22 protein-coding genes and 1 tRNA gene are annotated in these 24599 nt (G+C 64.4%); 10 read left to right on the top strand and 13 right to left on the bottom strand.

What is annotated here, in order from left to right:
- The first annotated feature begins 11 nt into the window (after positions 1-11).
- The 3 genes from tilS (at position 12) to ACFPO9_RS03605 (ending at position 3000) form a co-directional block, all read left to right on the top strand.
- Positions 12-1412 (top strand): tRNA lysidine(34) synthetase TilS, encoded by a 1401-nt coding sequence (tilS, locus tag ACFPO9_RS03615; RefSeq protein WP_379767182.1) that lies wholly within the window; start codon positions 12-14, stop codon positions 1410-1412.
- Positions 1413-1560: 148 nt separating this feature from the next.
- A complete protein-coding gene (locus tag ACFPO9_RS03610; RefSeq protein WP_379767179.1) occupies positions 1561-2808 on the top strand; it encodes an aspartate kinase in 1248 nt (415 codons plus the stop codon).
- 99 nt (positions 2809-2907) lie between these two features.
- Positions 2908-3000 (top strand) — tRNA-Ser (locus ACFPO9_RS03605).
- Positions 3001-3080: 80 nt separating this feature from the next.
- On the opposite strand, the gene ACFPO9_RS03600 is transcribed toward ACFPO9_RS03605, so the two are convergent.
- The 3 genes from ACFPO9_RS03600 to nhaA form a co-directional block, all read right to left on the bottom strand.
- Entirely contained in the window at positions 3081-3212 is a 132-nt protein-coding gene (locus ACFPO9_RS03600) for a hypothetical protein (RefSeq protein ID WP_379767176.1), read from the bottom strand.
- A gap of 167 nt (positions 3213-3379) precedes the next feature.
- The gene (locus ACFPO9_RS03595; protein WP_379767173.1) at positions 3380-4867 is read right to left on the bottom strand and encodes an alanine/glycine:cation symporter family protein; all 1488 of its coding nucleotides are present in this window, start codon (positions 4865-4867) and stop codon (positions 3380-3382) included.
- A 51-nt stretch (positions 4868-4918) separates the two neighbouring features.
- Complete coding sequence (nhaA, locus tag ACFPO9_RS03590; RefSeq protein WP_379767170.1) at positions 4919-6085, bottom strand: Na+/H+ antiporter NhaA; 1167 nt, start codon at positions 6083-6085, stop codon at positions 4919-4921.
- Positions 6086-6247: 162 nt separating this feature from the next.
- On the opposite strand from nhaA, the gene ACFPO9_RS03585 reads away from it, so the two are divergent.
- Positions 6248-7678 carry a TIGR00341 family protein gene (locus ACFPO9_RS03585; protein ID WP_379767167.1) on the top strand — a complete coding sequence of 477 codons (1431 nt, stop codon included), beginning with the start codon at positions 6248-6250 and terminating at the stop codon, positions 7676-7678.
- 60 nt (positions 7679-7738) lie between these two features.
- Here ACFPO9_RS03585 and ACFPO9_RS03580 read toward each other — a convergent pair whose 3' ends face one another.
- The 10 genes from ACFPO9_RS03580 to ACFPO9_RS03535 all read right to left on the bottom strand — a co-directional run bounded on the left by ACFPO9_RS03580 (position 7739) and on the right by ACFPO9_RS03535 (position 16917).
- Entirely contained in the window at positions 7739-8329 is a 591-nt protein-coding gene (locus ACFPO9_RS03580) for a cytochrome b (protein ID WP_379767164.1), read from the bottom strand.
- A 28-nt stretch (positions 8330-8357) separates the two neighbouring features.
- Positions 8358-9047 (bottom strand): VIT1/CCC1 transporter family protein, encoded by a 690-nt coding sequence (locus tag ACFPO9_RS03575; protein ID WP_379767161.1) that lies wholly within the window; start codon positions 9045-9047, stop codon positions 8358-8360.
- 142 nt (positions 9048-9189) lie between these two features.
- Positions 9190-9318, bottom strand: a complete 129-nt coding sequence (locus tag ACFPO9_RS03570) for a hypothetical protein (protein ID WP_379767159.1) — start codon at positions 9316-9318, stop codon at positions 9190-9192.
- A gap of 12 nt (positions 9319-9330) precedes the next feature.
- Positions 9331-9768 carry a YeeE/YedE family protein gene (locus ACFPO9_RS03565; protein WP_379767156.1) on the bottom strand — a complete coding sequence of 146 codons (438 nt, stop codon included), beginning with the start codon at positions 9766-9768 and terminating at the stop codon, positions 9331-9333.
- Between the two features lie 13 nt (positions 9769-9781).
- On the bottom strand, positions 9782-10213 hold the full coding sequence (locus ACFPO9_RS03560; protein ID WP_379767153.1) for a YeeE/YedE family protein: 432 nt from the start codon (positions 10211-10213) through the stop codon (positions 9782-9784).
- 10 nt (positions 10214-10223) lie between these two features.
- Positions 10224-10508 carry an ArsR/SmtB family transcription factor gene (locus ACFPO9_RS03555; RefSeq protein ID WP_379767594.1) on the bottom strand — a complete coding sequence of 95 codons (285 nt, stop codon included), beginning with the start codon at positions 10506-10508 and terminating at the stop codon, positions 10224-10226.
- Positions 10509-10797: 289 nt separating this feature from the next.
- Entirely contained in the window at positions 10798-11016 is a 219-nt protein-coding gene (locus ACFPO9_RS03550) for a hypothetical protein (RefSeq protein ID WP_379767151.1), read from the bottom strand.
- Positions 11017-11574 (bottom strand): PEP-CTERM sorting domain-containing protein, encoded by a 558-nt coding sequence (locus ACFPO9_RS03545; RefSeq protein ID WP_379767148.1) that lies wholly within the window; start codon positions 11572-11574, stop codon positions 11017-11019.
- A gap of 19 nt (positions 11575-11593) precedes the next feature.
- Complete coding sequence (locus tag ACFPO9_RS03540) at positions 11594-13936, bottom strand: family 43 glycosylhydrolase (RefSeq protein WP_379767145.1); 2343 nt, start codon at positions 13934-13936, stop codon at positions 11594-11596.
- A 116-nt stretch (positions 13937-14052) separates the two neighbouring features.
- Positions 14053-16917, bottom strand: coding sequence for a TonB-dependent receptor (locus ACFPO9_RS03535; RefSeq protein WP_379767142.1), 2865 nt, complete (start codon positions 16915-16917; stop codon positions 14053-14055).
- A 200-nt stretch (positions 16918-17117) separates the two neighbouring features.
- Between ACFPO9_RS03535 and ACFPO9_RS03530 the strand changes: the two genes are divergently transcribed.
- From ACFPO9_RS03530 to ACFPO9_RS03505, 6 genes are all read left to right on the top strand, one after another.
- Complete coding sequence (locus ACFPO9_RS03530) at positions 17118-18176, top strand: glycoside hydrolase family 43 protein (protein WP_379767138.1); 1059 nt, start codon at positions 17118-17120, stop codon at positions 18174-18176.
- A gap of 147 nt (positions 18177-18323) precedes the next feature.
- Positions 18324-19682, top strand: a complete 1359-nt coding sequence (locus ACFPO9_RS03525; protein WP_379767135.1) for an MFS transporter — start codon at positions 18324-18326, stop codon at positions 19680-19682.
- An 81-nt stretch (positions 19683-19763) separates the two neighbouring features.
- On the top strand, positions 19764-20714 hold the full coding sequence (locus ACFPO9_RS03520; protein WP_379767133.1) for a glycoside hydrolase family 43 protein: 951 nt from the start codon (positions 19764-19766) through the stop codon (positions 20712-20714).
- Between the two features lie 13 nt (positions 20715-20727).
- Positions 20728-21807: an aldose epimerase family protein gene (locus ACFPO9_RS03515; protein ID WP_379767130.1), complete on the top strand. Its 1080-nt coding sequence runs from the start codon at positions 20728-20730 to the stop codon at positions 21805-21807.
- A complete protein-coding gene (locus ACFPO9_RS03510) occupies positions 21804-22682 on the top strand; it encodes an SMP-30/gluconolactonase/LRE family protein (protein WP_379767127.1) in 879 nt (292 codons plus the stop codon). Before ACFPO9_RS03515 ends, ACFPO9_RS03510 begins: the two co-directional genes overlap by 4 nt.
- A gap of 120 nt (positions 22683-22802) precedes the next feature.
- The gene (locus tag ACFPO9_RS03505; protein WP_379767124.1) at positions 22803-24545 is read left to right on the top strand and encodes an IlvD/Edd family dehydratase; all 1743 of its coding nucleotides are present in this window, start codon (positions 22803-22805) and stop codon (positions 24543-24545) included.
- Positions 24546-24599: the final 54 nt, after the last annotated feature.

Raw genomic sequence — 24599 nt, 5'->3', positions numbered from 1 at the left:
ACGGACCGGGCATGAGCGCCGGTCCCGCCGCCTCCGTGGCGGCAGGTTTCACGCAGGCTTTCTCAAGCCTGCGCACTGAATACTCGCCATCCCGGCTTGCGGTCGCCCTCAGCGGCGGCCTCGATTCCATGGTGCTCCTGCACCTGGCGCACGAGGCTGCCCACGCGGCCGGCTTGCCGCTGTTTGCCTTCCACGTCCACCATGGCCTGAGCCCGAATGCCGATGCCTGGCGCGCGCATTGCGCAGCTGGTGCGGCCGCGCTCGGCGTCGAATTCGACCATCGCGATGTGACGGTGGAGAAGGGCAGGAGCGGGGTCGAAGCGGCGGCGCGCAAGCAGCGCTACGCGGCCCTTGGCGCGATGTGCCGCGCCCATGGCGTCGGCCTGCTGCTGACCGCCCACCACCTCGACGACCAGGCCGAAACCGTGCTGCTGCAACTGCTGCGCGGCTCCGGCCCGGCCGGCCTGTCTGGCATGGATGCGGCCAACCGCGCACCAATGCTGCTCGGCGACGAGCAACTGGTGATGGCGCGGCCGCTGCTGGCCGTGGCGCGCGCCGGGCTGGAGGCCTATGCCGCACAGCAGCAGATCGCCTGGGTCGAGGATGAATCGAACCTTGACCCGCGCTACGCCCGGAATGCCCTGCGTCACCAGGTGATGCCGGTGCTGGCCCAGGCCTTCCCCGGTTTCCAGGCCCGCATCGCGCGCAGCAGCGCCCACGCCGCCTCGAGCCAGCGCCTGCTGGACGAGCTGGCCGAGCAGGACTTGATCGCCTGCCTGGACGGCGATGGCATCGACCTGCCGCGCCTGCGCCTGCTGAGCGAAGACCGCATCAACAACCTGCTGCGCCACTGGTTCTCCAAGCAGGGACTGGGCATGCCCTCGACCGCCTGGCTGGAGCAGATGGTGGCCCAGCTCACCAGCGCGCGCGAGGATGCGCAGCCGCTGGTCGCCCATCCGGACGTGGACGTGCGCCGCTACCGCGACCGCCTGCTGCTGGTGCCGAAACAGCGCGACCTGGCCGGCCTGCGCGACCCGGACGACGAAGGCATCATCGTCAAGCACGCCCAGGCTTTCAAATGGAATGGCGAAGCCAGCCTGGCCTTCCCGGACTACGGCGGCGTGCTGCATTTCGATATGTCGGCTATCGGCCTGGACGCCGACTGGCTGCGCGTCCAGGACCTGGAAATCGACTTCCGCAAAGGTGGCGAGCGCCTCAAGCTGGCGCCCAACCGGCCGACCCGCGGGCTCAAGCAGCTGTTCCAGGCGCAAGGCGTGCCGGTCTGGGAACGCGGCCGCCTGCCCATCGTCGGCAGCGGCTTCGCGCTGCTGTTCGCGGCCGGGCTGGGGATGGATTGCCGCCATGTATCCGAAGGGGAAGGGCGCATCGCCCTACGCTGGGAGACCGTGTAGAAGGGGCGCAGAAGGCGTAATATGCTATTTCTGCATTACCTTATTCCAATTAGGTATAGGTTTCGCAATACCACGTATTGTTATTCTGCAGCGCAGCATGTAGAGTTAAAGACCCCTTCTATTTTTACAAGCGGAAACCCCCACTGTCATGGCATTAATAGTCCACAAATACGGCGGTACGTCGATGGGATCGACGGACCGCATCAAGAACGTCGCGGCGCGCGTCGCCAAATGGCACGATGCCGGTCACCAGATCGTTGTCGTCCCGTCGGCGATGTCGGGTGAAACCAACCGCCTGATCGGCCTCGCCAAGGAAATCATGGCGCAGCCGGACCCGCGCGAATTGGACATGATCGCCTCGACCGGTGAACAGGTTTCCGTCGGCCTGCTGGCCATGGCACTGCTGGCGCGCGGCAAGGACGCCGTGTCCTATACCGGCTGGCAGGTGGGCATCCGCACCGACTCGGCCTTCACCAAGGCCCGCATCCAGTCGATCGACGACACGCGCGTGCGCGCCGACCTCGAGGCCGGCAAGATCGTGATCATCACCGGCTTCCAGGGCATGGACGAAGACGGCAATATCTCGACCCTGGGCCGCGGCGGCTCGGACACCTCGGCGGTGGCGATCGCGGCCGCGATGAAGGCCGACGAATGCCTGATCTACACCGACGTCGACGGCGTCTACACGACCGACCCGCGCGTGGTCGACGAGGCGCGCCGCCTGTCGAAGATCACCTTCGAAGAGATGCTGGAACTGGCTTCGCTGGGCTCGAAGGTCCTGCAGACCCGCTCGGTCGAATTCGCCGGCAACTACCGTGTTCCGACGCGCGTGCTGTCGTCGCTGACCGACCCCCTGATGCCGCTCGAGGAAGAAGCCAGCTCGGGCACCCTGATTTCGTTTGAGGAAGAGAACAACATGGAACAAGCCGTCATCTCGGGCATCGCCTTCCACCGCGATGAAGCCAAAATCACCGTCCTCGGCGTGCCGGACAAGCCGGGCGTCGCCTATCACATCCTGGGCCCGGTCTCGGATGCGAACATCGAAGTCGACATGATCATACAGAACGTGTCGGTCGACGGGAAAACCGACTTCACCTTCACCGTCTCGCGCAACGACTACCAGCGCGCAATGTCGGTGCTGGAATCGCAGAAGGAAGAGCTGGGCTTCACCCGCCTGGTCGGCGATGCCAAGGTGTCGAAGGTGTCGGCGGTCGGCGTCGGCATGCGCAGCCACGTCGGCGTGGCCTCGCAGATGTTCCGCACCCTGGCGGAAGAGGGCATCAACATCATGATGATCTCGACCTCCGAGATCAAGATTTCGGTCCTGATCGACGAGAAATACATGGAGCTGGCCGTACGCGCCCTGCATAAAGCGTTTGACTTGGAAAAAGCATAAGTTTTTCAAAAAAATTGGTCGTGCTTCCTTGACCAAATGAAGTGTGGACATTAATATGCCTGCACTCAGCGACAACGAGCAACATTGTTGAAGTTGATTGGAGACGTGGCCGAGTGGCCGAAGGCACATCCCTGCTAAGGATGCATATGGCTTATACCCGTATCGTGGGTTCGAATCCCACCGTCTCCGCCAGAGATTCAAACAAAAAAGCGACCCTCGGGTCGCTTTTTTGTTTTCGGCGGCTGGGCGGCTTTCAACGCCCGTCCAATCGATCAGCCATTCAACAAGGCCAGGCCTGCGGCTTCTTCCGGCTTCGTGCCGACGGACGAGGGCGTGAAGGCCTTCGCCGGGCTGGCTGCGAGGGGCGTGAAGATCCGGGTGCTGACGAATGCACTGGAGGCCACCGACGTCGCCGCGGTACTGGATCGGGCGCGACGGCGACAAACGCTTGCGCTAGGACGTAGAGCCCGGCACCAGCTTCCTGCAGCGCGCCTCCGTTTCCATCATGTCCTTGTTGCCGATCGACTGGCTGTGGTAAGGGCGCCGGCATGCCCGATCGCCGGCAAGCGGCTCAATCCCGGTGCAGCGCCACGCCGTCGCCTTCGCTGCGCGCCTGAACGCCGGCCGCCAGCTTGCGGCGCTCCCAGTAATCGGCCCGCGGGATGCCCAGTGCGACCGGATCGAACTCCGGGTCCTTGCCGGCCTTGCGCTGGGCCTCGTAGTCGCGCAGGCATTTAAAGGCCGTATTGCGGAGCAGGAAAATGGCGACGATGTTCAGCCAGGCCATCAGGCCGACACCCAGGTCGCCGAGCGCCCAGGCGACGTCGGCGGTCTTGACCGCGCCGTACACGGTCGCGCCCATCATGGCCAGCTTGAGTACCAGGCTCATCCACGGGCGATGCACCGTGCGGTTGATGTAGGCGATATTGGTTTCCGCGATGTAGTAGTACGCCACGATGGTCGTGAAGGCAAAAAAGAGCAGGGCCAGCGCGACGAACAGCGAGCCGAAGCCGGGCATGACATTCTCGAGCGCGGTCTGGACATAGCCGGGGCCGGACGCCACGCCCTTGACGCCCATGTAGATGTGGCTGCCGTCGGCGCGCTCGACGTTGTACTGGCCGGTGATGAGCAGCATGAATGCGGTGGCGGAGCAGACGAACAGGGTGTCGATGTACACCGAGAAGCCCTGCACCAGGCCCTGCTTGGCGGGGTGGCTGACTTCCGCGGCGGAGGAGGCGTGCGGCCCGGTGCCCTGGCCGGCTTCGTTCGAGTAGACGCCGCGCTTGACGCCCCACTGGATCGCCAGGCCGAGGATGGCGCCATAACCGGCGTCCAGGCCGAAGGCCGAGCGGAAGATCAGTCCCAGCACGTGCGGCAGCTGCTGGTAGTTGAGGAAGATGATCACGCAGGCGACGATGATGTAGGCGAGCGCCATGAAGGGCACCACGATCTCGGCGAAGTGCGCGATGCGCTTGACGCCGCCGAAGATGATGAAGCCGAGGGCGATTGCCAGCAGCGCCGCGGTGACGTTGGGGTCGATGCCGGCGGCGGTCTTGATGCTCTCGGCGATCGAGTTGGCCTGCACGCCCGGCAGCAGCAGCCCGGTAGCGACGATCGTGGTGACGGCGAACACCCAGGCATACCATTTCATGCCGAGACCCTTTTCGATGTAGAAGGCCGGCCCGCCGCGGTATTCACGTCCGATCTGTTCCTTGTAGACCTGGCCGAGGGTCGATTCGACGAAGGCCGAGCTGGCCCCGAGGAAGGCGACCGCCCACATCCAGAACACGGCCCCGGGGCCGCCGAAGGTGATGGCGGTCGCGACGCCCGCGATATTGCCGGTGCCTACACGGCCGGCCAGGGTCATCGCCAGCGCCTGGAACGAAGACACGCCCTGGTCCGAGCTTTTCCCCTCCATCATCAGGCGCGTCATTTCGCGCAGGTGGCGCACCTGCAGGAAGCGCGAACGGAATGAAAAATACAGTCCGGCGCCAAGGCAGAGCGCAATCAGGGCGGGACTCCATACGATGCCGTTGACGGCGTTGACCAGTTCGTTCATCTACTTATCGCTCTCCAGGATGACGCGGACGGGACCGGCCGCATCTTGCTATTAAACCATAGCTCCGCGCAGCCTCAACCAGATAAATCCGCCCAGGCCCGAAACCAGGGACGCAGCCAGGATCGCCATCTTGGCCGCGTTGACCGGTTCGGCCTGGCCGGCAAAGGCCAGATTCGTGATGAAGATCGACATGGTGAAGCCGATGCCGCCCAGCAGGCCGGCGCCGATCACATGGCGCCAGGCGAGATCGGAGGGCAGGCGGCACAGGCCGAGGCCCACGGCCGCCAGGCAGGCGAGCACGATACCGAGCGGCTTGCCGACCACCAGGCCGAGGACAATGCCGAGGCTGTTCGACGAAAGCAGGCCCTGCCACCAGCCGGCGCCGATGACGATGCCGGTATTGGCCAGGGCAAAGACCGGCAGGATGAAGAAGGCGACCGGTTTGTGCAGGACGTGTTCGAGCCGGTGCGAAGGGGAGGCCTCGTCGTCGCATCGGGCGGAGTAGGGAATCGCGAACGCCAGCAGCACGCCGGCGATCGTCGCGTGCACGCCCGACTTGAGCATGAAGAACCACATGAGGGCGCCGCCCGCGAGGTAAGGCGTCAAGGCCATGACCCGCCCGAAGCGGTTCAGCGCGATCAGCAGCGCGAATACCGCGAGCGCCGCCAGCAGCCAGGCGGCCGAGAGCTCCGCCGTATAGAAGAGGGCGATGACGACAATGGCCCCGAGGTCGTCCATCACCGCCAGCGCGGTCAGGAAGACCTTGAGCGAAGCCGGGATCCGCTGGCCCAGCATGGCGAGCACGCCAAGGGCGAAAGCGATGTCGGTGGCCATCGGAATGCCGAGTCCGGGCTGGCTGGCGGTGCCGTGGTTCAGTCCGAAGTGAATCAGCGCCGGCACCGCGATCCCGCCGCAAGCCGCGACGATCGGCAGCAGCGCATTCTTCATGTCGGACAGCTCGCCGTTGTACAGTTCGCGCTCCAGTTCGAGCCCGATCAGCAGAAAGAACACCGCCATCAGGGCATCGTTGACCCAGTTCTCGATGCTCAGGCCGGCAAGCGGCTGGTGCCAGAAATGGATGTATTGGCCGCCCAGCGAGGAGTTGGCGATCAGCAGCGAGGCGAGGGTACAGGCGATCAGGACGGCGCCGCCGGCCTTGCCGGAGGCGGCGAATTCCTTGAACGTCTTCGAAAGCGGGAATGCAGGGAGGTAGGGCATATGGTCGCGTTTGAACCGCGTGGCGGCCCGACCAGCGCGAATCCTGTCATACCCGAGCGGTATGATCACCCTGTCCATATTATAAGGGCATTCAGTGCACAAAAGGATTTGTTCAAATGAAGAATCTCGGTGAAAATTGCCTCTGAAAACCTAACGATTCCCATGACCGTACCCGACTCCCAGCACCAGCCCCCATCCCTGCGCGCCGCGATCGCGCACCGCTTCAGCCTCCTCGACGACAAGGCCGACGATGCCGAGATCGACCGGAGCCTGCGCGCCGGCGTCGAACTGAGCGGCGCCACGCCCTGGATCCTGATGCTGGCGATCCTGATCGCGTCCGTTGGCCTGAATACCAACTCGACCGCGGTGATCATCGGCGCCATGCTGGTGTCCCCGCTGATGGGGCCGATCGTCGGCCTCGGCTATGGCATCGGGATCCTCGATTTCGCCCTGATCCGCCGTTCGCTTGCCAACCTCGCCATTGCCGCCGGCATCAGCCTGTTGACCTCCACCCTGTACTTCATGGTCACGCCGCTCGCGGAGGCGCAATCGGAACTGCTGGCGCGCACCACGCCGTCGCTGTGGGACGTGCTGATCGCACTGGCCGGCGGCCTGGCCGGCATCATCGGTCTGACGCGCCGCGAGAAATCCAACGTCATTCCCGGCGTGGCCATCGCCACCGCCCTGATGCCGCCGCTGTGCACGGCCGGCTATGGGCTCGCGAACGGCAACTGGTCGGTGTTCGGCGGCGCGTTTTATCTTTTCTCGATCAACTGCGTGTTCATTGCCTTTTCCGCGGTGATCGTCATCGAGTTCCTGCGACTGCCGCATCGCAAGTTCGTCGACCGCGCCAAGGAGCGCCGGGTCAAGCGCGCCCTGCTCGCCATCGTGCTGCTGACTGGCCTGCCCAGCATTTTCCTGGCCGCGCGCCTGGTCGACAACGAAGTGTTCAGCAGCCACGCGCGCGAATTCGTGCGCAGGGAATTCAGGATGGAGCAGGTGCACGTGCTCGAAACGCGGGTCGCGCCCGGCACGCGCGACATCGAGGTGACACTGATCGGCGCACCGCTGCATCCGGCGGCGATCCAGGCGATCGCGGCGCGGCTCCCTGCAAGCGGGCTGAAAAACGCACGCCTGCTGGTGCACCAGGCCCAGGTCGAGGATCACAAGGAGATCGACGTGGGCAGCCTGAAGGCGGACATCCTGGCGGAGATCGTGCGTAACAACCAGCAGGCGCTGCAGGACAAGGACGCGGCGCTGGCGGCGCTGCGCGAGCAAGTGGCCGCCCAGCAGGACTGGCTGAAGCAGGCCAGCACCATCACCCGTGAATTCGAGGCCCAATACCCGCCGTGCGGGAATGTATTGTTCGGCAAGGCCGTGCCGCCCGGCGCCGACAACATGGCGGCGGTTCCCCTCCTGAGCGCCGACTGCCGCCGGGTGCCCAGGGCAGCCGAGCTAAAGCGCATCAATGAGTGGCTCAAGGTAAGAACCGGCAGCGCAGACGTGCGCCTCGTTCTGGCTGCCGCGCGGACCAGGATCGTTCGTCTTGTGGACAGCGCGCCGGCGGGCCAGAGCGCCACGCCCAAGAAATGAGCAGAGCCACACCGGGTGCCTGAGACCAGGCATGCTGCCCGGGCGCGACGCCGGACGCGCCTAGCCTTCGCGCAGCGGCGGCAGCATCCGCGACAGCACCCGGTCGCGCAGCACGTAGTGGTGGTACAGCGCGGCGGCGGCGTGGCCGGCGGCGAGGATGATGATGGCCCAGCCGTTCAGCTCGTGGAGCTCGCCGACCAGATGGTGGGCGGGCTTGGAGAAGGGCGCGAAGGGCGGCGCTATCAGGAGGCCGAAGAAGCTCATCGATTCGTCGCCGGACCAGCGCAGCATGAAGCCCAGCACCGCCTCGGCCGCCAGCATCGCGTACAGCAGGTAGTGGACCGCCTTCGATGCCATCTCCACCCATCCGGAGACGGCGGGCGCCACCTGGTGGCCCGGCAGCAGGCGCCAGACGAGGCGGACGACGATGACGGCAGCGAGAATGATCCCGAACGACATGTGGGCGACGATCATCAGGTGCCGGGTCGGGCGTGCGAACCATTCCCAGGTCAGGGCGAGGGCGAACTGGCTCAGCACCAGCAGCACCGTCAGCCAGTGCAGGAAGACGGCGAAATTGTCATAGACCGTGCGGTCGTCGCCGGCGGCGACGCGGGTGATATTGCCAATGTTCGAAGCAGGATCGGATTTCATTGTTTTCTCATGGGTTGGTGCTTGGATGTCATATGTTGGCATTGAACAGGGTGCCGATCGCAATGGTCGAGCCCATCGCGAGCGCGCTCCAGCAGGTAACGCGGATCGCAGCCCGGCGCGGTGGCGCACCGCCGGTTTTCGCGGCGAGCGCTCCCAGTGCGGCGAGGCCGGCCAGGGTGGCGGCAACCAGTACGGCAATCAGGAGGTCGGCGCGGGTCAGCGCCGTGATCGCCAGTGGCACCGCGGCGCCGACGGCGAAACTCAGCGCCGAGGCGAGCGCCGCCTGCAGCGGCCGCGCCCGGGTAGTTTCATGGATGCCGAGCTCGTCGCGGGCATGGGCGCCGAGGGCGTCGTGCGCCATCAGCTGGGCCGCCACCTGCGCGGCCAGGCCCTGGTCCAGGCCGCGCTGCACGTAGATGGCGGTCAGCTCGCGGTGTTCGGCCTCGCCGTCGTGCGCCAGCTCGGCCGTTTCCTGGCGGATGGCCGCCTTTTCGGTATCGGCCTGCGACGCAACCGAGACATATTCGCCGGTCGCCATCGACATGCTGCCGGCGACCAGGCTGGCAAAACCAGTCAGCAGCATGTTCTCGTGCGACGCGTGGGCCGCGGCGATGCCGACCAGCAGGCTGGCGGTCGAGATCATGCCGTCGTTGGCGCCAAGAACGGCGGCCCGCAGCCAGCCGAGGTGCTCGATGCGATGCGTTTCCTGGTGCTTCATGCGCTCCAGCTCCGTCGGCCTCTATTTGCCGCGCTGCGCGTGCAGGATGCTGATTTGATGGGCGGCATGCATGTCAGCTCCTTTTCATGTGGACGATTCGACAATAACACTTCCTGCTGTCGGGCAGCGTACGATCGCTCGCTCAGGCGCCGTGCGGCAGCCCGATCCGGGCGCCGAACACCAGCGGCGGCATGGCGAGGATCCCGCCGCCGGCGCCGGTAAGCGCCAGGATCAGGCCCACCGCGAGACCGAACATCAGCGAAACCAGCATGGCACGCCTCGACTACGCGGTACGTGCCCTGGACGCCGCGGCGCGGCGTTCCAGTATTTCGAAGACCAGCATCCCCGCCAGCATGGCGCCGGTGAAGATCAATGCCTTCGGGCTGCCGGTGGCCAGCGAGGCCAGCGCCGGTCCGGGGCAGAAGCCGCCCAGGCCCCAGCCGGCGCCGAAGGCCAGGCCGCCCAGCACCAGGCGGCGGTCGATTTGCGTGGCGGTCGGCAGGCGCATGGCCTGGCCCAGCAGCGAGCGTTCGCGCTTGCCGGCGAAGCGGAAGGCGAGCAGGCCCACCAGGATGGCGCCGCCCATGACGAAGGCCAGCGAGGGGTCCCAGTTGCCGGCCAGGTCGAGGAAGCCCTGGACCTTGGCGGGATTCGTCATTCCCGAGACGATCAGGCCGATACCGAAGACGAGGCCAGCGATCAATGCGCTCAAGATGTTCATTGTCTGTTTCCTTTCAGGCGATCAGGTGGCGCAGCACGAACACGGTCGCGAAACCGGCGGCCATGAACGAAGCCGTCGCCACCAGCGAACGTGGCGACAGGCGCGACAGGCCGCACACGCCGTGGCCGCTGGTGCAGCCGGCGCCATAGCGGGTGCCGAGGCCGACCAGCAGGCCGGCCGCGACCAGGGCGCCGTCGCCGGCCTCGATGCGGGCTTCGGGCAGGGCCGAGAACAGGGCGTAAAGCAGCGGCGCGCCGACCAGGCCGGCCAGGAAAGCGACGCGCCAGGCGACGTCGCCCTGTGCCGGGCGAAACAAGCCGCCGAGGATGCCGCTGATGCCGGCGATCCTGCCGTTCAGCAGCACGAAGCCCGATGCGGCCAAACCGATCAGCAGGCCGCCGGCCAGCGCCGTCCAGGGCGTGAAATGCATCCAGTCGATGCGCATGATGACTACCTCAGGGCTTGTTGCAGAATTGTTGATAAAGGACTCCCAGCACGGCCTTCGCTTCCTCGCTGGCCAGGCTGTAGTAGATCTGCTTGCCTTCGCGGCGTGTGTTGACCAGCTTTTCCTCGCGCAGCACGCCCAGCTGCTGCGAAAGGGTCGGCTGCTGGATGCCCAGCTTGGCTTCGAGTTCGCTGACGCAGAACTCGCCCTGCGTCAGCTGGCACAGCAGCAGCAGCCGGTCGGGGTTGCCGAGCGTTTTCAGCAGTGCGCAGGCGCGCGCCGCGGCGGCCTGCATCTCCTGCAAATCGAACTTGTCTTGAGCGTGCGCCACCGGGCGGCCTCCTTCAATTAAAATCAACTCGAATATATTATATGAAGTAACGATATATATTTCAATAGAATGTTTGGGGGAGTAGATGATGGCGGGAAACCAGTTCGGCGATGCCGCAACAGTCTGGAACGCGCGCTTCAGTGAGCCGGACTTCGTGTTCGGAACACGCCGAACGGCTGGCTCGCCAGGCAGGCGCATCTGCTGAAGCCGGGGCAGCGCGCCAGCTTGCGCACGAGGCCGGCGTCGGGGTCCACTACGAGGTCAGCGATTGCGAGGCCTGGGTTGCCGCCATCTTCATCCAGTTCGCCGGCCCGTCGATGCGCTCAAGCCAGGCGGCCTGCTCATCCTCCAGGCTTATACGCCGAAACAGCTCGATTTCGGAACCGGCGGCCCCGGCATCCTGGGCCTCCGCCAGAGATTCAAACGAAAAAGCGGCCGCAAGGCCGCTTTTTGGTTTTTCGCCGCTGGACAACTAGCCCCGGCGGCGCAGGCGGCGGCTGGCGAACAATCCCATCAGCGCGCCGCCGAACAAGCCCAGTGTCGCCGGTTCCGGCACCGTGAAATCGTCCATCGCCCACTGCGTGCCGCTGCTGTTGTAGATGACGAGCGTGTCGATGCCGGCCCAGTCCAAGCGTATCCACTGGGGCGCCAGCGTATCCAGCGTGTAGGCGCCGCTGGAGCGTACCAGTTCGCCATTCCGGTAAGCCTCGAAGGAGATTTCCTGGTCCACGTAGGCGGACGTGAAGTCGGCGCCGGCGAAGCTGAACGCCTTGCCGTCGGCCGTCGAAATCGTGGCCGTCAAGCCATACCAGTTGTAAGCGGCGTTGGAGGGCGACACCACGCCCGTCTCGAAGCCCGTGCCCGGCGCGGCGTCGCTCCGGATGGCGCCGATGTTGGTCCAGTTGAAGCCGGCATAGCCGCTGTCCAGGGGCAGCGTCGGATCGCCCGGCAAGTCGTCGAAGTCGATGACGCCAGCCGACGCGGCGGAGCAGGCGAATGCCGCGACCAGGGCAATGATCATTTTGTTCATGTTGGATCCTCTCGAGGCTTCAATGCGCCAGACCGGCCACCTGGGCGTCGGTCAAGGCGGTGTTATAGATGCGCAGCTCGTCCATCGAGCCCTTGTACGGCGTGTCCCAGTAATTCACGCCCAGCGCGAACGCGGCAGTCGTGCTCGTGAACACGTTCGGGAAACCGCTGCCGGCGAAGCGCTTCACGCCGTTGACGTAGACATTCACGGCGCCGTTGTTGACCGTGAAGGCCAGGTGCGACCATTGGTTGACGGGGATGTTCATGCCGAGGCCCGCGTCATACCAGGCGGTGCCGGACCACAGCATCGTGGCGCCATTCACAAAGGAGTGCCCCATCGGCAGCAGGCTGACCCAGGAATCCGTGGTGCGCGCGCCGAAGAAGGTGGGTGTATAGGCCGTCAACTGGGCAGGCTTCAGCCACATCGAGACCGTATAGTTGTTCGAGGAGATCAGACCGTTCGGCAGGCGCACGCCCGTCGCGCCGTTGAACACGGCCGCGCTGCCGCGCACGCCGCTCTCGTAGGACAGGCTGCCGCCGGCGACGTCGATCCTGTTGCCGATGACGGCGCCGGCAGCGAAGCCGCCGTTCGAGTCGAGCAGGTTGCCATCGAGCGCGTAGTAGGCGACCAGGCCGCCCAGCTTCGTCACCGTGACCGTGAAGGTCTTCGTCAGCACCGCCGTGCCCTTTGCGATGCGTGCCGTCAGCGAGACGTTGACAGCGCCGGTGCCAGGGGTGGTCACGACACCGGTGTTGCTGACGACGGCGGGATTCGAGGAGGTCCAGCTGATCGTCGCGCCGCGTGCGGCCGTCGTGGGCAGCGTCAGGTTACCGGTGACGGCGGTGGTGGCGCCCAGGCTCAGCTCGTTGTAGATGGCCGTTGCGATGGCCGCGTCGGTGCGAGGGATCAGACGGCTGCCGAAGATCGCGATGCCTTCGCGCGAGGACGCAGTGAAGGTCATCACATAGCTCTTCGAGGTCTCGTCCCATTGGCTCAGCAAATAGCCCTTGTAGGTCGACGCGCCGGGCAGGCTGATCTCGACCTGGTTGCCCCCTAGAATGCGCCAGCTGCCGGACACGGCGCCCGTGATCGTGCCATTGCTGTTCAAGGTGACGATCTGCGACTTCTTGATCGCGGCCGTGATGTCCTTGCCGTGGTTGACGTACAGGTAGTCGCCCACGACGAATTCGCTGCGCACCGCGGCCAGCGTTTCGTTGGCGTAGCGATAAGGCGCGACGACGGGCCAGCCGTCCGCATTCATGAACATCTGGTGCACACGCACCTCATGCTGCTCGCCCCGTTCCGGGAAACGCGTGTGGAACACGAGGAAGTGCTTGCCTGTCGCCGGATCGTAGAAGGCGGAATTGTGGCCCGCGGAGACATAGCCGGTGCCGATGCCGGTGCCGGCTTCCCCCAGGAGGCGCTGGAACAGGAAGTTCCCCATCAGCTTGACGCCGTAGGGGGCGACCGAGGCGTCGTCGAACAAGGGCTTGCCGGCGTCCGCCTTCACGTTCGCCATGTCGTAGCCCTGCGCATCGACATACGGACCGTCCGGGTTCGTGGAACGCGCCACGCGCATGTTGTAGCCGCCGGTGGAATCCAGTCCGCCGAAGGAGGTGAACAGGTAATAGTAGGCCGTGGCCGGGCTGTACATGATGTACGCGCCTTCGATCCGTGCATGGTTGCCGCCCATGAGGCGCTTGCCATAGCCCTGGTTCGGGTAAGGCATGCCTGTGGCGGGGTTCATCTGCATGATGAAGATGCCGCCCGAATAGGAGCCGTAGACCATCCAGAGCTTGCCGGCATTGTCGTGGAAGACATTGGGGTCGACCGCGTTCGGGTGTTTGTAAGCGTCGTACACGGTGCCGTCGGGGCTCGCCAAACCCCACATGCCGGACTTCAGGATCAGGCCCTTGTTGACGTACGGCCCCTCGACCTTGTCCGCGACGGCGACGCCAAGCGCGGAACGGGGCGCGTCGCCCTGGCAAGCGTCGTAGTACATGTAGTACTTGCCATCGGCCAGCTGGCGTACGTCCGGCGCCCATAAATCCCGTGTGTTCGCCCAGGAAAAGGCTTCCGCCAGCTCCGTGAACACGTTCCTGGAACCATTCTGGAACAGGGAATTGGTGGCGGTGACGCCATCCGTCATCTGCGTCCACTTCAGCAGGTCCGTCGATTTTGCGGACGCCAGGTGCGAGCCGAATACGTAATAGGTATTCCCGACCTTGATTTCCGCCGGATCGTGCACCGCAGCGTTCTGGAAGGCGGGCATTGCAAAGCCAGCCTGGGCGCCGGCGTCAGCCGCGATGAAACAGGACGCGCATAGCGCTCCCATTCTCGCGAAAGAGTGAAGTCGTTTCATGGGGTATCTCCTCCTTGGTTTTATAGGCGACATGGGTCTGACATGAAAAAAGGGCGTTGCGGTTTGATCCGAGCAACGCCCTTTTGGCCAGCACTGGTCTTTTCGACCGCCGGGGCTTACATCTTCCAGTGCAAGGCGGCCGAGACCGAACGTCCGATCTGGACCGTGCCGAAATTGCTCACCTGCGCATTACCCGCATTGCCGAAGTGGTAGTACTGCTGCTGCATTTCGTTGGTCAGGTTGACGCCACTGATATCGACCGACATGTTGTCGTTGATTTTGTAAGAAACCTGCATGTCCACGCTCTTTTCCGGATGACGCCAGATGCCGATCGGATTGGCGAACAGGGCGGCTTCGTTGGCCGCCAGGAAGCCGGAGCGCCAGACCTGGGACAAGCGCACGCTGACCGGGCCCTTTTCGTAGGCCACGGTGGCGTTGTAGGAGCGGTTGGAGACGCCAAAGAAAGGTGTCTCGAGCTGCGTGACGATGACGCCGGCATCATTGGCGTCGGGCACGTTTTGCGAGGACGTGAGTCGCGTATAGCTGCCCTGGAATCCCAGCCCGTCCAGCAGGCCCGGCAGCCCCTTCGGGAAGTAGATGAAGCCGAGTTCGGCGCCACTGATCTTGCCGTCGGAGGCGTTGACCGGCGAGTTGATGACGTAGTCGTAGCCGTTCGTATGGTCGCCGCCCGAGGTCGAGTTGCGGTACGGGTCATTCGCCGGATCGACGTGCACCCTGTGGCGCAAGCCCACGACCAGGCCGTCGATCTTGCGCTTGAACACAGTGCCGTAGACTGCACTGTCCTTCTGGAAGTACCACTCGGCCGTCAGGTCGAAGTTCTTGGAGTGCGTCGGTTTCAGGTCCGGATTGCCGCCGCTGCCCGAGCCATAGCCGACCTTCGAGACGTCGTCGCCGAGCTGCAGGACCGGGTTCAGATCGCCAAAGTTCGGGCGGCGCAAGGTTTCGCCATAATTGAAGCGCAGCACGACGTCCTTCGACGGATCGTAAATCAGGGTCATGCTGGGCAGCAGCTTGCTGGCCGACTTGCTGGCGCTGGATGGCGTGACCGCCTTGGTGCTGGCATCGACCTTGTAGAAGGTCATGTCGGTTTTGACCTTGACATAGCGCACACCGAAATTGCCGCGCAGGCGATGGCCGAACAGCTCGTTCCGGGTATTCCCCATCAGGAAGAGATTGCTCGTCTTTTCATCGATCTCGAAGGTCTTCTGCAGGCTCAGTTTGTCCGTCGTCAGGAAGTTCGGATCGGTCGAGGCAAGGAGCTTGCGCCAGTCGTCGATATTGTCGCGGATGTAATAGGCATTCGGTTCCACCCATGAGCGCGGAACGTCCGAGATGGCCGTGCCGAAGTTCGCGTTGGTGGAGGCGTACTCCGCACCCAGGGAGGCGAGGTTGCGGTTCAAGGTACCCGATTGCGTCCGGTTGGCCTCCGATGCCTTGCGGTCGTCGAAGCGCACGCCGAACTGGAGCGTGTCCAGCACACCCCAGTTGGCGTCGAACACGCCCGACAGGTTCGCCGTCGCGGCGCTGCCCTTGTTGCGGTTGGCGTTATCGTAGAACTGCGCGACATTCCACTTGGCCGGGTTGGCCAGATCGGCATCGTCGTTGAAGTGGAAGGACGTGTTGTTGCTGCCGTCATTGAAATTGACGTTGATCGACGGTGCAACGCGATCGATCCGGGTGGCGGTGAATTCCGAGTGGTAGCTGCTGGTCTGGTAAGACACATCGCCGTCCAGCTTCAGGCGGTCGCCCAGGTTCCACTTGCCGTTCAAGGCATAAACGTAGGAATCGGTGGCCGAGGTGGTGTAGTCGCCGCTGTTGAAGCCATACACGTTGTTGACCGTACGGCTCTTGATGACGTTCGTTCCCGGGAAGGTCGTGATCGTTCCCGCAGGGTTGCTGCCGAGATCCCCCCACCAGTCGACGAAGCTGAACAGCAGGCGGTTGAAGGACTTGTCGCGGTAGCCGTTGTACATCGATTCGAAGGTGTAGACCGCATCGCTGTTCGGTTTCCACTGCAGGGCGATATTCGCGGCGGGACGCTTGCGCTCCCCTTCGACGTCGCTCTGGAACACGGCGTCGCGCGCCAGGTAATAAGGATAGGGTTTGCCGTCGAAATTCAGCGTCGATCCCGCCGCCATCGGCAGGCCGGTATGGGTGCCGGCGGTCCAGATATTGTTGTCGAAGATGCGCTGCAAGGGCGTGTAACCGGCGGGATCTTCGGCGGCATTCGGGCTGGCGAAGGGCACCATGGCCCCTGGCGTCACGCTTTCGTTGCGGTATTTGGTCTTGGTCGCCGACAGATTGACCAGCGCGCCGAATTCGCCGGCGCCGGTGTCCCAGCGATTGCTCAGCAGGCCGCTGAGCTGCGGATTCGTCTTTTTCGCGGGATCGAGATAGGTTTCACGCGCCGAGATCGACACTTTCGAACCCTTGAAATCGAAGGGCCGCAGGGACTTGACGTCGATCTGGCCGGCAATTCCCGTATCCAGCTGGCTGGCGTCGCGCGTCTTGTAGACGTCGATCTGCCGAACCAGTGTCGAGGGGATGTCCTGCAGCGCGACCTGCGTGCCGGACGCGGTGAAGATATTGCGGCCGTTCCAGGTGGTCTGGACGTCGGGCAGGCCACGGATGGACAGGGTCCCGACTTCGCCGCCGGCGCGGTTGGTGACCTGGATACCCGTCACGCGCTGAAGCGCCTCGACGACATTATTGTCAGGCAGCTTGCCGATGTCTTCGGCAACCACCGATTCGACGACCTGGTCGCTGGTGCGCTTGATCGCCAGGCTTTTGATAAGGGATGCCTTGACGCCGGTAACGACGACAGTCGAGGTCTCAGGCAGTTCCGTCGTTTCGGTGGCCGCTTGCGCCCACACCGAGGCGCTGCTGAGCAGGCCGGCGCCCATCAGGGCAATCACGCTCAGCTTCAAGGCCAACGGACGTGCAGATTCTTGCGATTTCATACGTCTCCTGTGTTTCTAGTTATAAGGGATTTTATTTTCAAATTACATTGCTCTTAAAGCATGGTAGAGACCCAGCGATAATCGGACTAATGATTTTTTCTGGCAGTCCCATATCGGTTTCGATATCAGGGCAGGGCGAATGCCCAGTGCTACCGAAACCGATATCGCCTGGTCAAAAAAAGTTATTGGTTGAAAGGAGCATGGTTTCTTACCATGACGAATCCTCGATAACCCTGCCGGCGATGACCATGATTCGAATCCTGCGCGTGTCGCTTTCTCTGCTGTTCGCCGTGGCCGCGCCAGTCATGGCGTCGCCGGATATTCTCAATCCCCTCGTAAAACAGCGTGCCGATCCCCAGGTGACGCTGGCCGCGGACGGCTATTACTACTTGGCGGCCACCGTGCCCGAGTACGACCGCATCGAACTGCGCCGCGCGCACGCCCTGAACGGCCTTGGCGCGGCGCCGGCGAAAGTCGTGTGGCGCCGGCATGCCTCGGGGCCGATGAGCGCAAATATCTGGGCGCCCGAGCTACACCGGATCGACGGGAAATGGTTTCTTTACTTCACGGCGGGGCGTAGCGACGCACCGTTCGACGTCCGTCTTTATGTGCTCGAGAATGCGGCCGCCGATCCGCTCGAGGGCGAATGGATCGAGCGCGGGCAACTGAAAACCGGGTGGGAATCGTTCGCGCTGGACGCGACGACATTCGCGCTGAAAGGGCAACGCTACCTGGCCTGGGCGCAGCGCCCGCCCTCCGCGGCAAAACACATGACGGCGATTTACATCGCCAGGATGGACACGCCGCTGTCGATTGCCGGCCCGGCGGCCCTGCTCACGATGCCGGAATATGCGTGGGAGCGGGTGAAGTTCGACGTCAACGAAGCCCCCGCTGTCCTGGTAAGGAACGGCCGCGTGTTCATGACCTATTCCGCCAGTGCGACCGACGCCAACTACGCCATGGGCATGCTCGCGGCGCCAGCCGACGCCGATTTGCTGGATGCCGCCTCCTGGACCAAGTCGCCGGTACCGGTGTTTGCCAGCAGCGCCACCAATGGCCAGTATGGCCCCGGCCATAATTCCTTCACGACCTCCGTCGATGGCAAGACCGATATCCTGGTCTATCACGCCCGTCAGTACCGGGATATCGTGGGCGACCCTTTGTTCGATCCCAACCGCCATACCCGCGCCCAGGCGATCTCCTGGCGACAGGATGGCAGCCCCGAATTCGGCCTGCCGGTCGCCGATCCGATGCCCTAAGGGCAGCTACCCATACGAAAAACGGTATCGGAGTCGCAAGAATTGTGATTGGAGTAGTCTCAGTTCATCTTTTAAGATGCGGCTGTGCAGGCACATATAACGATGCCGGTAACACCATAACAAAGACACAGGAGACGCATGGACCGCATGCAAACGCAAACCCAGAAGCTTTCCACTCTCGAAAAAGTGGGCTTCGGCGCCGGCGACATGGCGCTCAACGTGGTGATCTCGTCGATGATGCTGATCATCACCTTCTTCTACACCGACATCTACGGCCTGAAGACGACCGACCTGGCGCTGCTGTTCGTGATCGTGAAGGTGATCGGCGGGGTCTCCGACCTGGCCGTCGGCCAGATGACCGACAGTTTCCTGACGCGCTGGGGACGCTACCGTCCCTGGCTGCTGCTGCTCGCCGTGCCCTACGGCGTGTCCGTGTTCATGGTGTTTTCCACGCCTGGCTGGAACTACGACGCCAAGCTGGTATGGGCGTATTCGACCTACATCCTGATGACCCTGATGACCTCGGGCGTGGGCGTGGCCTACATCTCGCTGCCCAGCGCCCTGACCGCCGACCCGCAGGAGCGCCTGTCGGCCAATGGCTACCGCCTGTTCCTGGCGAAGGTCGGGGCCTTCATGGTGACCATCGTGGTGCCGATCCTGTCGCAACGCTGGGGCAAGGGCAGCCCGGCCGCCGGCTACCAGGCGGCGATGGCGCTGATGGCCGTGCTGGGCGCGGTCCTGTTCCTGTTCTGCTTCTTCACGACCCGCGAGCGCGTGGTGTACAAGGTCGCGCGCCAGCCCCTGGGCGAGCAGCTCGCCGTGCTGCTGAAGAACGACCAGTGGCTGTACCTGGCCGGGGCCTGCGTGACGGGCACGATCGGCTACGTCATCCGCGGCTCGGTGGCGGTCTACTACGCCAAGTACTACCTGCATGGCGACACCGGCGTCGTCTCGGCCTTCATGTCGACCGGCGTGGCCGCGGCGATCATCGCGATGGTCATCTCGACCTGGGTCACCAAGGTCTATTGCAAGGTCAAGCTGTTCCGCTACACCCAGCTGGTCGTGGCCGTGATCTCGGTGATGATCTACTTCCTCGTCAAGCCCGGCGATACGCTGCTCGCCTTCGTGCTGTACTTCGCACTGTCCCTGATCGTCGACCTGCACGCGCCGGTGTTCTGGTCGGCGATCGCCGAGACCATCGACTACGGCCAGCTCAAGACCGGAAAGCGCATCTCCGGTTTCGCCTTCGGCGGCATCTCGGTGTGCCAGAAGGCCGGCATGGCCGTCGCCGGCGGCATGGTCGGTGTGCTGCTTACCTATTTCGATTACCAGCCCAACCAGGAACAGACCCAGTTTGCGCTGCAGGGCATTGCGCTGATGCTGTCGGTGATCCCGGGCTTCTTCCACTTCCTGATGGGGGCGCTGATGTTCAAGTACCGCATCAGCGACGCGTACTACGGCACGGTGAAGGAAGAACTGCAGGCAAGCGGCTATGCCGCGCGCTGATACGTAGGGTGGGCACCCCGTGCCCACCGAACGCTAATTAACCGCATACATTGGTGGGCACGGGGTGCCCACCCTACAATAATGACCGAAACCTTGATTACTCCCCTGATCGAACAACGCGCCGACCCCTACATCTACAAGCACACGGACGGCTATTACTACTTCACCGCCTCGGTCCCGCAATACGACCGTATCGAGCTGCGCCGCGCCACCAGCATCGAAGGCCTGGCCACGGCGCCGACGGTCGACGCCTGGACCAAGCCGGACACGGGCCCGTACAGCGAATTGATCTGGGCGCCCGAGCTGCACTTCAACATGGGCGCCTGGTACGTCTACTTCGCCGCCGCGCCGAGCCGCGAGATCAAGGACAAGCTGTTCCAGCATCGCATGTACGCGATCCGCAATACAAATCCGAATCCGCTCGAAGGCGAGTGGGAGTTCATGGGCCAGGTCGACACCGGCATCGACAGCTTCTGCCTCGACGCCACCACCTTCACGCACAAGGGCGAGCTGTACTACCTGTGGGCGCAGAAGGACCAGGCGATCGAGGGCAATTCGAACCTCTACATCGCGAAAATGAAGACGCCGTGGCAGATCGAGGGCCGGCCGGTGCTGCTGTCGAAGCCGGAGTTCGACTGGGAGATCCGCGGCTTCCGGGTCAACGAAGGCCCCTCCGTATTGCGCCGGAACGGCAGGATCTTCATCTCCTACTCGGCCAGCGCCACCGACGAGAACTACGCCATGGGCCTGCTTTACGCGAACGAGGACGCCGACCTGCTCGATCCAGCATCCTGGACCAAGGCCAGGGAGCCGGTGTTCCAGACCTGCTACGAGCACGGCATCTACGGCCCGGGCCACAACAGTTTTACCTATGCCGAGGACGGCGACACCGTCATGCTGGTCTACCACGCGCGCACCTATACCGAGATCGTCGGCGATCCGCTGTGGAATCCCGACCGCCACACCTTCGTCAAACGCCTGCGCTGGGACGAAGCAGGCATGCCGGTGTTCGGCCGTCCATCCATCGCCTGAAGCCGGACCCGACGTGCACACTTCCATCACACAGGCGCCATTCGGCAGGCTGCCGGACGGCGCCCAGGTCAGCGAATTCACGCTCGCGAACAGCCGCGGCATGGTCGTGAAGATCCTCGACTTCGGCGGGATCATCCGCGAAATCCAGGCGCCCGACCGCGACGGCCGGTTCGCGGACGTCGTGCTCGGCTTCGACACGCTCGAGCCCTATCTGCGGGACAGCCCATACTTCGGCGCCCTGATCGGCCGCTACGGCAACCGCATCGCCAAGGGCCGCTTCGCCATCGACGGCAAGGCTTACCAGCTGGCCGTGAACGACGGCGAGCATCACCTGCACGGCGGCGCCCCCGGTTTCGATAAGGTGCTGTGGAGGGCCGCCATCGAAGGCGACGCGCTGGTCCTGCGCTACCGCAGCCCGGACGGCGAGCAGGGCTACCCAGGCAAGCTGGATGCCACCGTCAGCTACAGCCTGAGCGACGACAACGAGATCGTGATGCGCTTCCACGCCGTCACGGACCGGCCGACCCCGGTCAACCTGACCCAGCACAGCTATTTCAACCTGCGCGGCGCCGGCCAGGAAGAGGGCGACATCCTGCAGCACGAGATGCGCATCGATGCCGACCGCTTCGTGCCCATCGATGCCGGCGCGATTCCGCTGGGGCCCCTGGTGCCCGTCACCGGCACCCCGTTCGACTTCCGCCAGCCGCGTCCGATCGGCGAGCGCATCGGACAGCCGGACAAGCAGCTGCGCCACGGCGGCGGTTATGATCACTGCTGGGTGCTGAACGCAGGCGCCGCCGAGGAAGGCGGACAGCGCCGCGCGGTGCGGGTGCGCGAGCCTGAGAGCGGGCGCGTGCTGGAGCTGATCACGCAGGAACCGGGCGTGCAGTTCTACAGCGGGAACTTCCTCGACGGCTCGCTGACGGGGAAGGGCGGCCGCCCCTACGCCTTCCGCAGCGGCTTCTGCATCGAACCGCAGCACTTGCCGGACTCGCCCAACCAGCCCGCCTATCCGGAGACGATCCTGCGGCCGGGCGAGATCTACGCGACCGAGTCGCGCTTCAAATTTTTAGTGGATACACAGGAACGATGATGAAATTGGCGGTGGACGGCCGGCATGTGCTGGGCGAGGGGATCATCTGGAACGAGCGCACGGGGCGGCTGCTGTGGACCGACATCGAAAGCAGCGAGCTGTGGTCGCACGATCCGGCCGGCGGCGCACTGGAACGCTGGCCGCTGCCCGAGCGCCTGTGTTCGATGGCGCTGACGGAGGATGACGGCCGCCTGCTGCTGGCGCTGGCCTCCGGCCTGGCCTTCTTCGACCTGCGCACCGGCGAGCTGACACGCATCTGCGAGGTCGAGGCGCACCTTCCCACCACCCGCCTGAACGACGGCCGCGTGGACCGCCAGGGCCGCTACGTGTTCGGCGCCTTCAACCAGGCGAACGATCCGAAGCACCCGATCGGCGGCTTCTACCGCCTGAACCGCGACCTCTCGCTGGAGCGCCTGCCGCTGGGCGGCGTCGCCATCGCCAACAGCATCTGCTTCAGCCTCGATGGCCGCACCATGTATTACTGCGATTCGGGCACGGGCGAGATCCGCTGCTGCGACTACGACCCCGGCGATGCCGGCGGCGTCGCCAGGCTGCGCGTGTTCGCCCCTGCCGATGCCGCGCCGGGCGATCCGGACGGTTCCACCATCGACGCCGAGGGCTATCTGTGGAACGCGCGCTGGGGCGGAGGCCAGGTGGTGCGCTTCGCACCCGACGGCCGCGTCGACCGCGTGCTGCCGCTGCAGGCGCCGCAGCCGACCTGCCTGGCCTTCGGCGGACCCCGCCTGGACGTGCTCTATGTAAGTTCCGCCACCCAGAACATGCCGGCCGAGGCGCTGGCGGCGGCGCCCGCGTCGGGCGGCGTGTTCGCGCATGCGCTGGACCTGCGCGGCCTGCCGGAACAGCGCTTCGGCTGAGCGATATCGATATCTGAAATGATATCGATAAGCGCTTAAAATTGATTGGAAAGTTATCTGGCAGCACCTTAGACTTTCTTCCATCGCTGAGCACGAACAAAACGACGGAGGAGAGACCAGATGTCCGATACGAAAAAGAAGCCCACGCTGCGTTCCGCGGCGTGGTTCGGTACCCAGGACAAGAACGGCTTCATGTACCGGAGCTGGATGAAGAACCAGGGTATCCCCGACCACGAATTCCAGGGCAAGCCGATCATCGGCATCTGCAACACCTGGTCCGAGCTCACCCCCTGCAATGCCCATTTCCGCAAGCTGGCGGAACACGTCAAGCGCGGCATCCTGGAAGCCGGCGGCTTCCCGGTCGAATTCCCGGTCTTCTCGAATGGCGAATCGAACCTGCGCCCGACCGCCATGCTGACCCGTAACCTGGCCAGCATGGACGTCGAAGAATCCATCCGCGGCAACCCGATGGACGCCGTGGTGCTGCTGGTCGGCTGCGACAAGACCACCCCGGCGCTGCTGATGGGCGCGGCCAGCGTCGACCTCCCGACCATCGTCGTCACCGGCGGCCCGATGTTGAACGGTAAGCTGAACGGCAAGGACATCGGCTCCGGCACCGCCGTCTGGCAGCTGCACGAGCAGGCCAAGGGCGGCCAGATCACGATGCACGACTTCCTCGCCGCCGAAGCCGGCCACTCGCGCTCGGCCGGCACCTGCAATACCATGGGCACCGCGTCGACCATGGCCTGCATGGCCGAAGCCCTCGGCACCTCGCTACCGCACAACGCCGCGATTCCGGCGGTGGACGCGCGCCGCTACGTGCTGGCCCACATGTCCGGCATCCGTATCGTCGAGATGGTCAACGAAGACTTGAAGCTGTCGAAGATCCTGACGCGCGAGAACTTCGAGAACGCGATCCGCGTGAACGCCGCGATCGGCGGTTCGACCAACGCCGTGATCCACCTGAAGGCCATCGCCGGCCGCGTCGGCGTCCCGCTCGAGCTGGAAGACTGGACCGCGATCGGCAAGGGCACCCCGACCATCGTCGACCTGCTGCCTTCGGGCCGCTACCTGATGGAAGAGTTCTATTACGCCGGCGGCCTGCCGGGCGCGATCCGCCGCCTGGGCGAGGGCAAGCTGCTGCCGCACCCGGACGCGCTCACCGTCAACGGCAAGTCGCTGTGGGAGAACTGCGTCGACGCGCCGATCTACAACGACGAGGTGATCCGCAAGCTCGACACGCCGCTGATCGAGGACGGCGGCATCTGCATCCTGCGCGGCAACCTGGCGCCGCGCGGCGCCGTGCTCAAGCCCTCGGCCGCATCGCCGCACCTGATGCAGCACCGCGGCCGCGCCGTCGTGTTCGAGGATTTCGACCATTACAAACAGCGCATCGTTGACCCCGACCTGGACGTGGACGAGAACTCGATCCTGCTGATGAAGAACTGCGGCCCGAAGGGTTATCCGGGCATGGCGGAAGTCGGCAACATGGGCCTGCCGCCCAAACTGCTGGCGCGCGGCATCACCGACATGGTGCGCATCTCGGACGCCCGCATGAGCGGCACCGCCTACGGCACCGTGGTGCTGCACGTGGCGCCGGAAGCGATGGCCGGCGGTCCGCTGGGCATCGTCAAGGACGGCGACTTCATCGAGCTCGATTGCGCCAATGGCCGCTTGCACCTGGACGTGCCGGACGAAGAGATCAAGGCCCGCCTGGCGGAGCGCGCCGAAACCCAGAAGGCGCCGCCGCGCACCGGCTATCAGGGTCTCTATCTCGACCACGTGCTGCAGGCGGACGAGGGTTGCGACTTCGACTTCCTGGTCGGCTGCCGCGGTTCCGCGGTGCCAAAACATTCGCATTAAAGTAGGGTGGGCACCCTGTGCCCACATGCTGCAACATAAAACGATGGGGACATC

Source organism: Massilia aerilata (genome assembly GCF_042656905.1).
Lineage (GTDB): Bacteria > Pseudomonadota > Gammaproteobacteria > Burkholderiales > Burkholderiaceae_D > Telluria > Telluria aerilata.
Note: the sequence above shows the minus strand (reverse complement) of the source record. Positions and strands in the feature narration are given on the sequence as shown.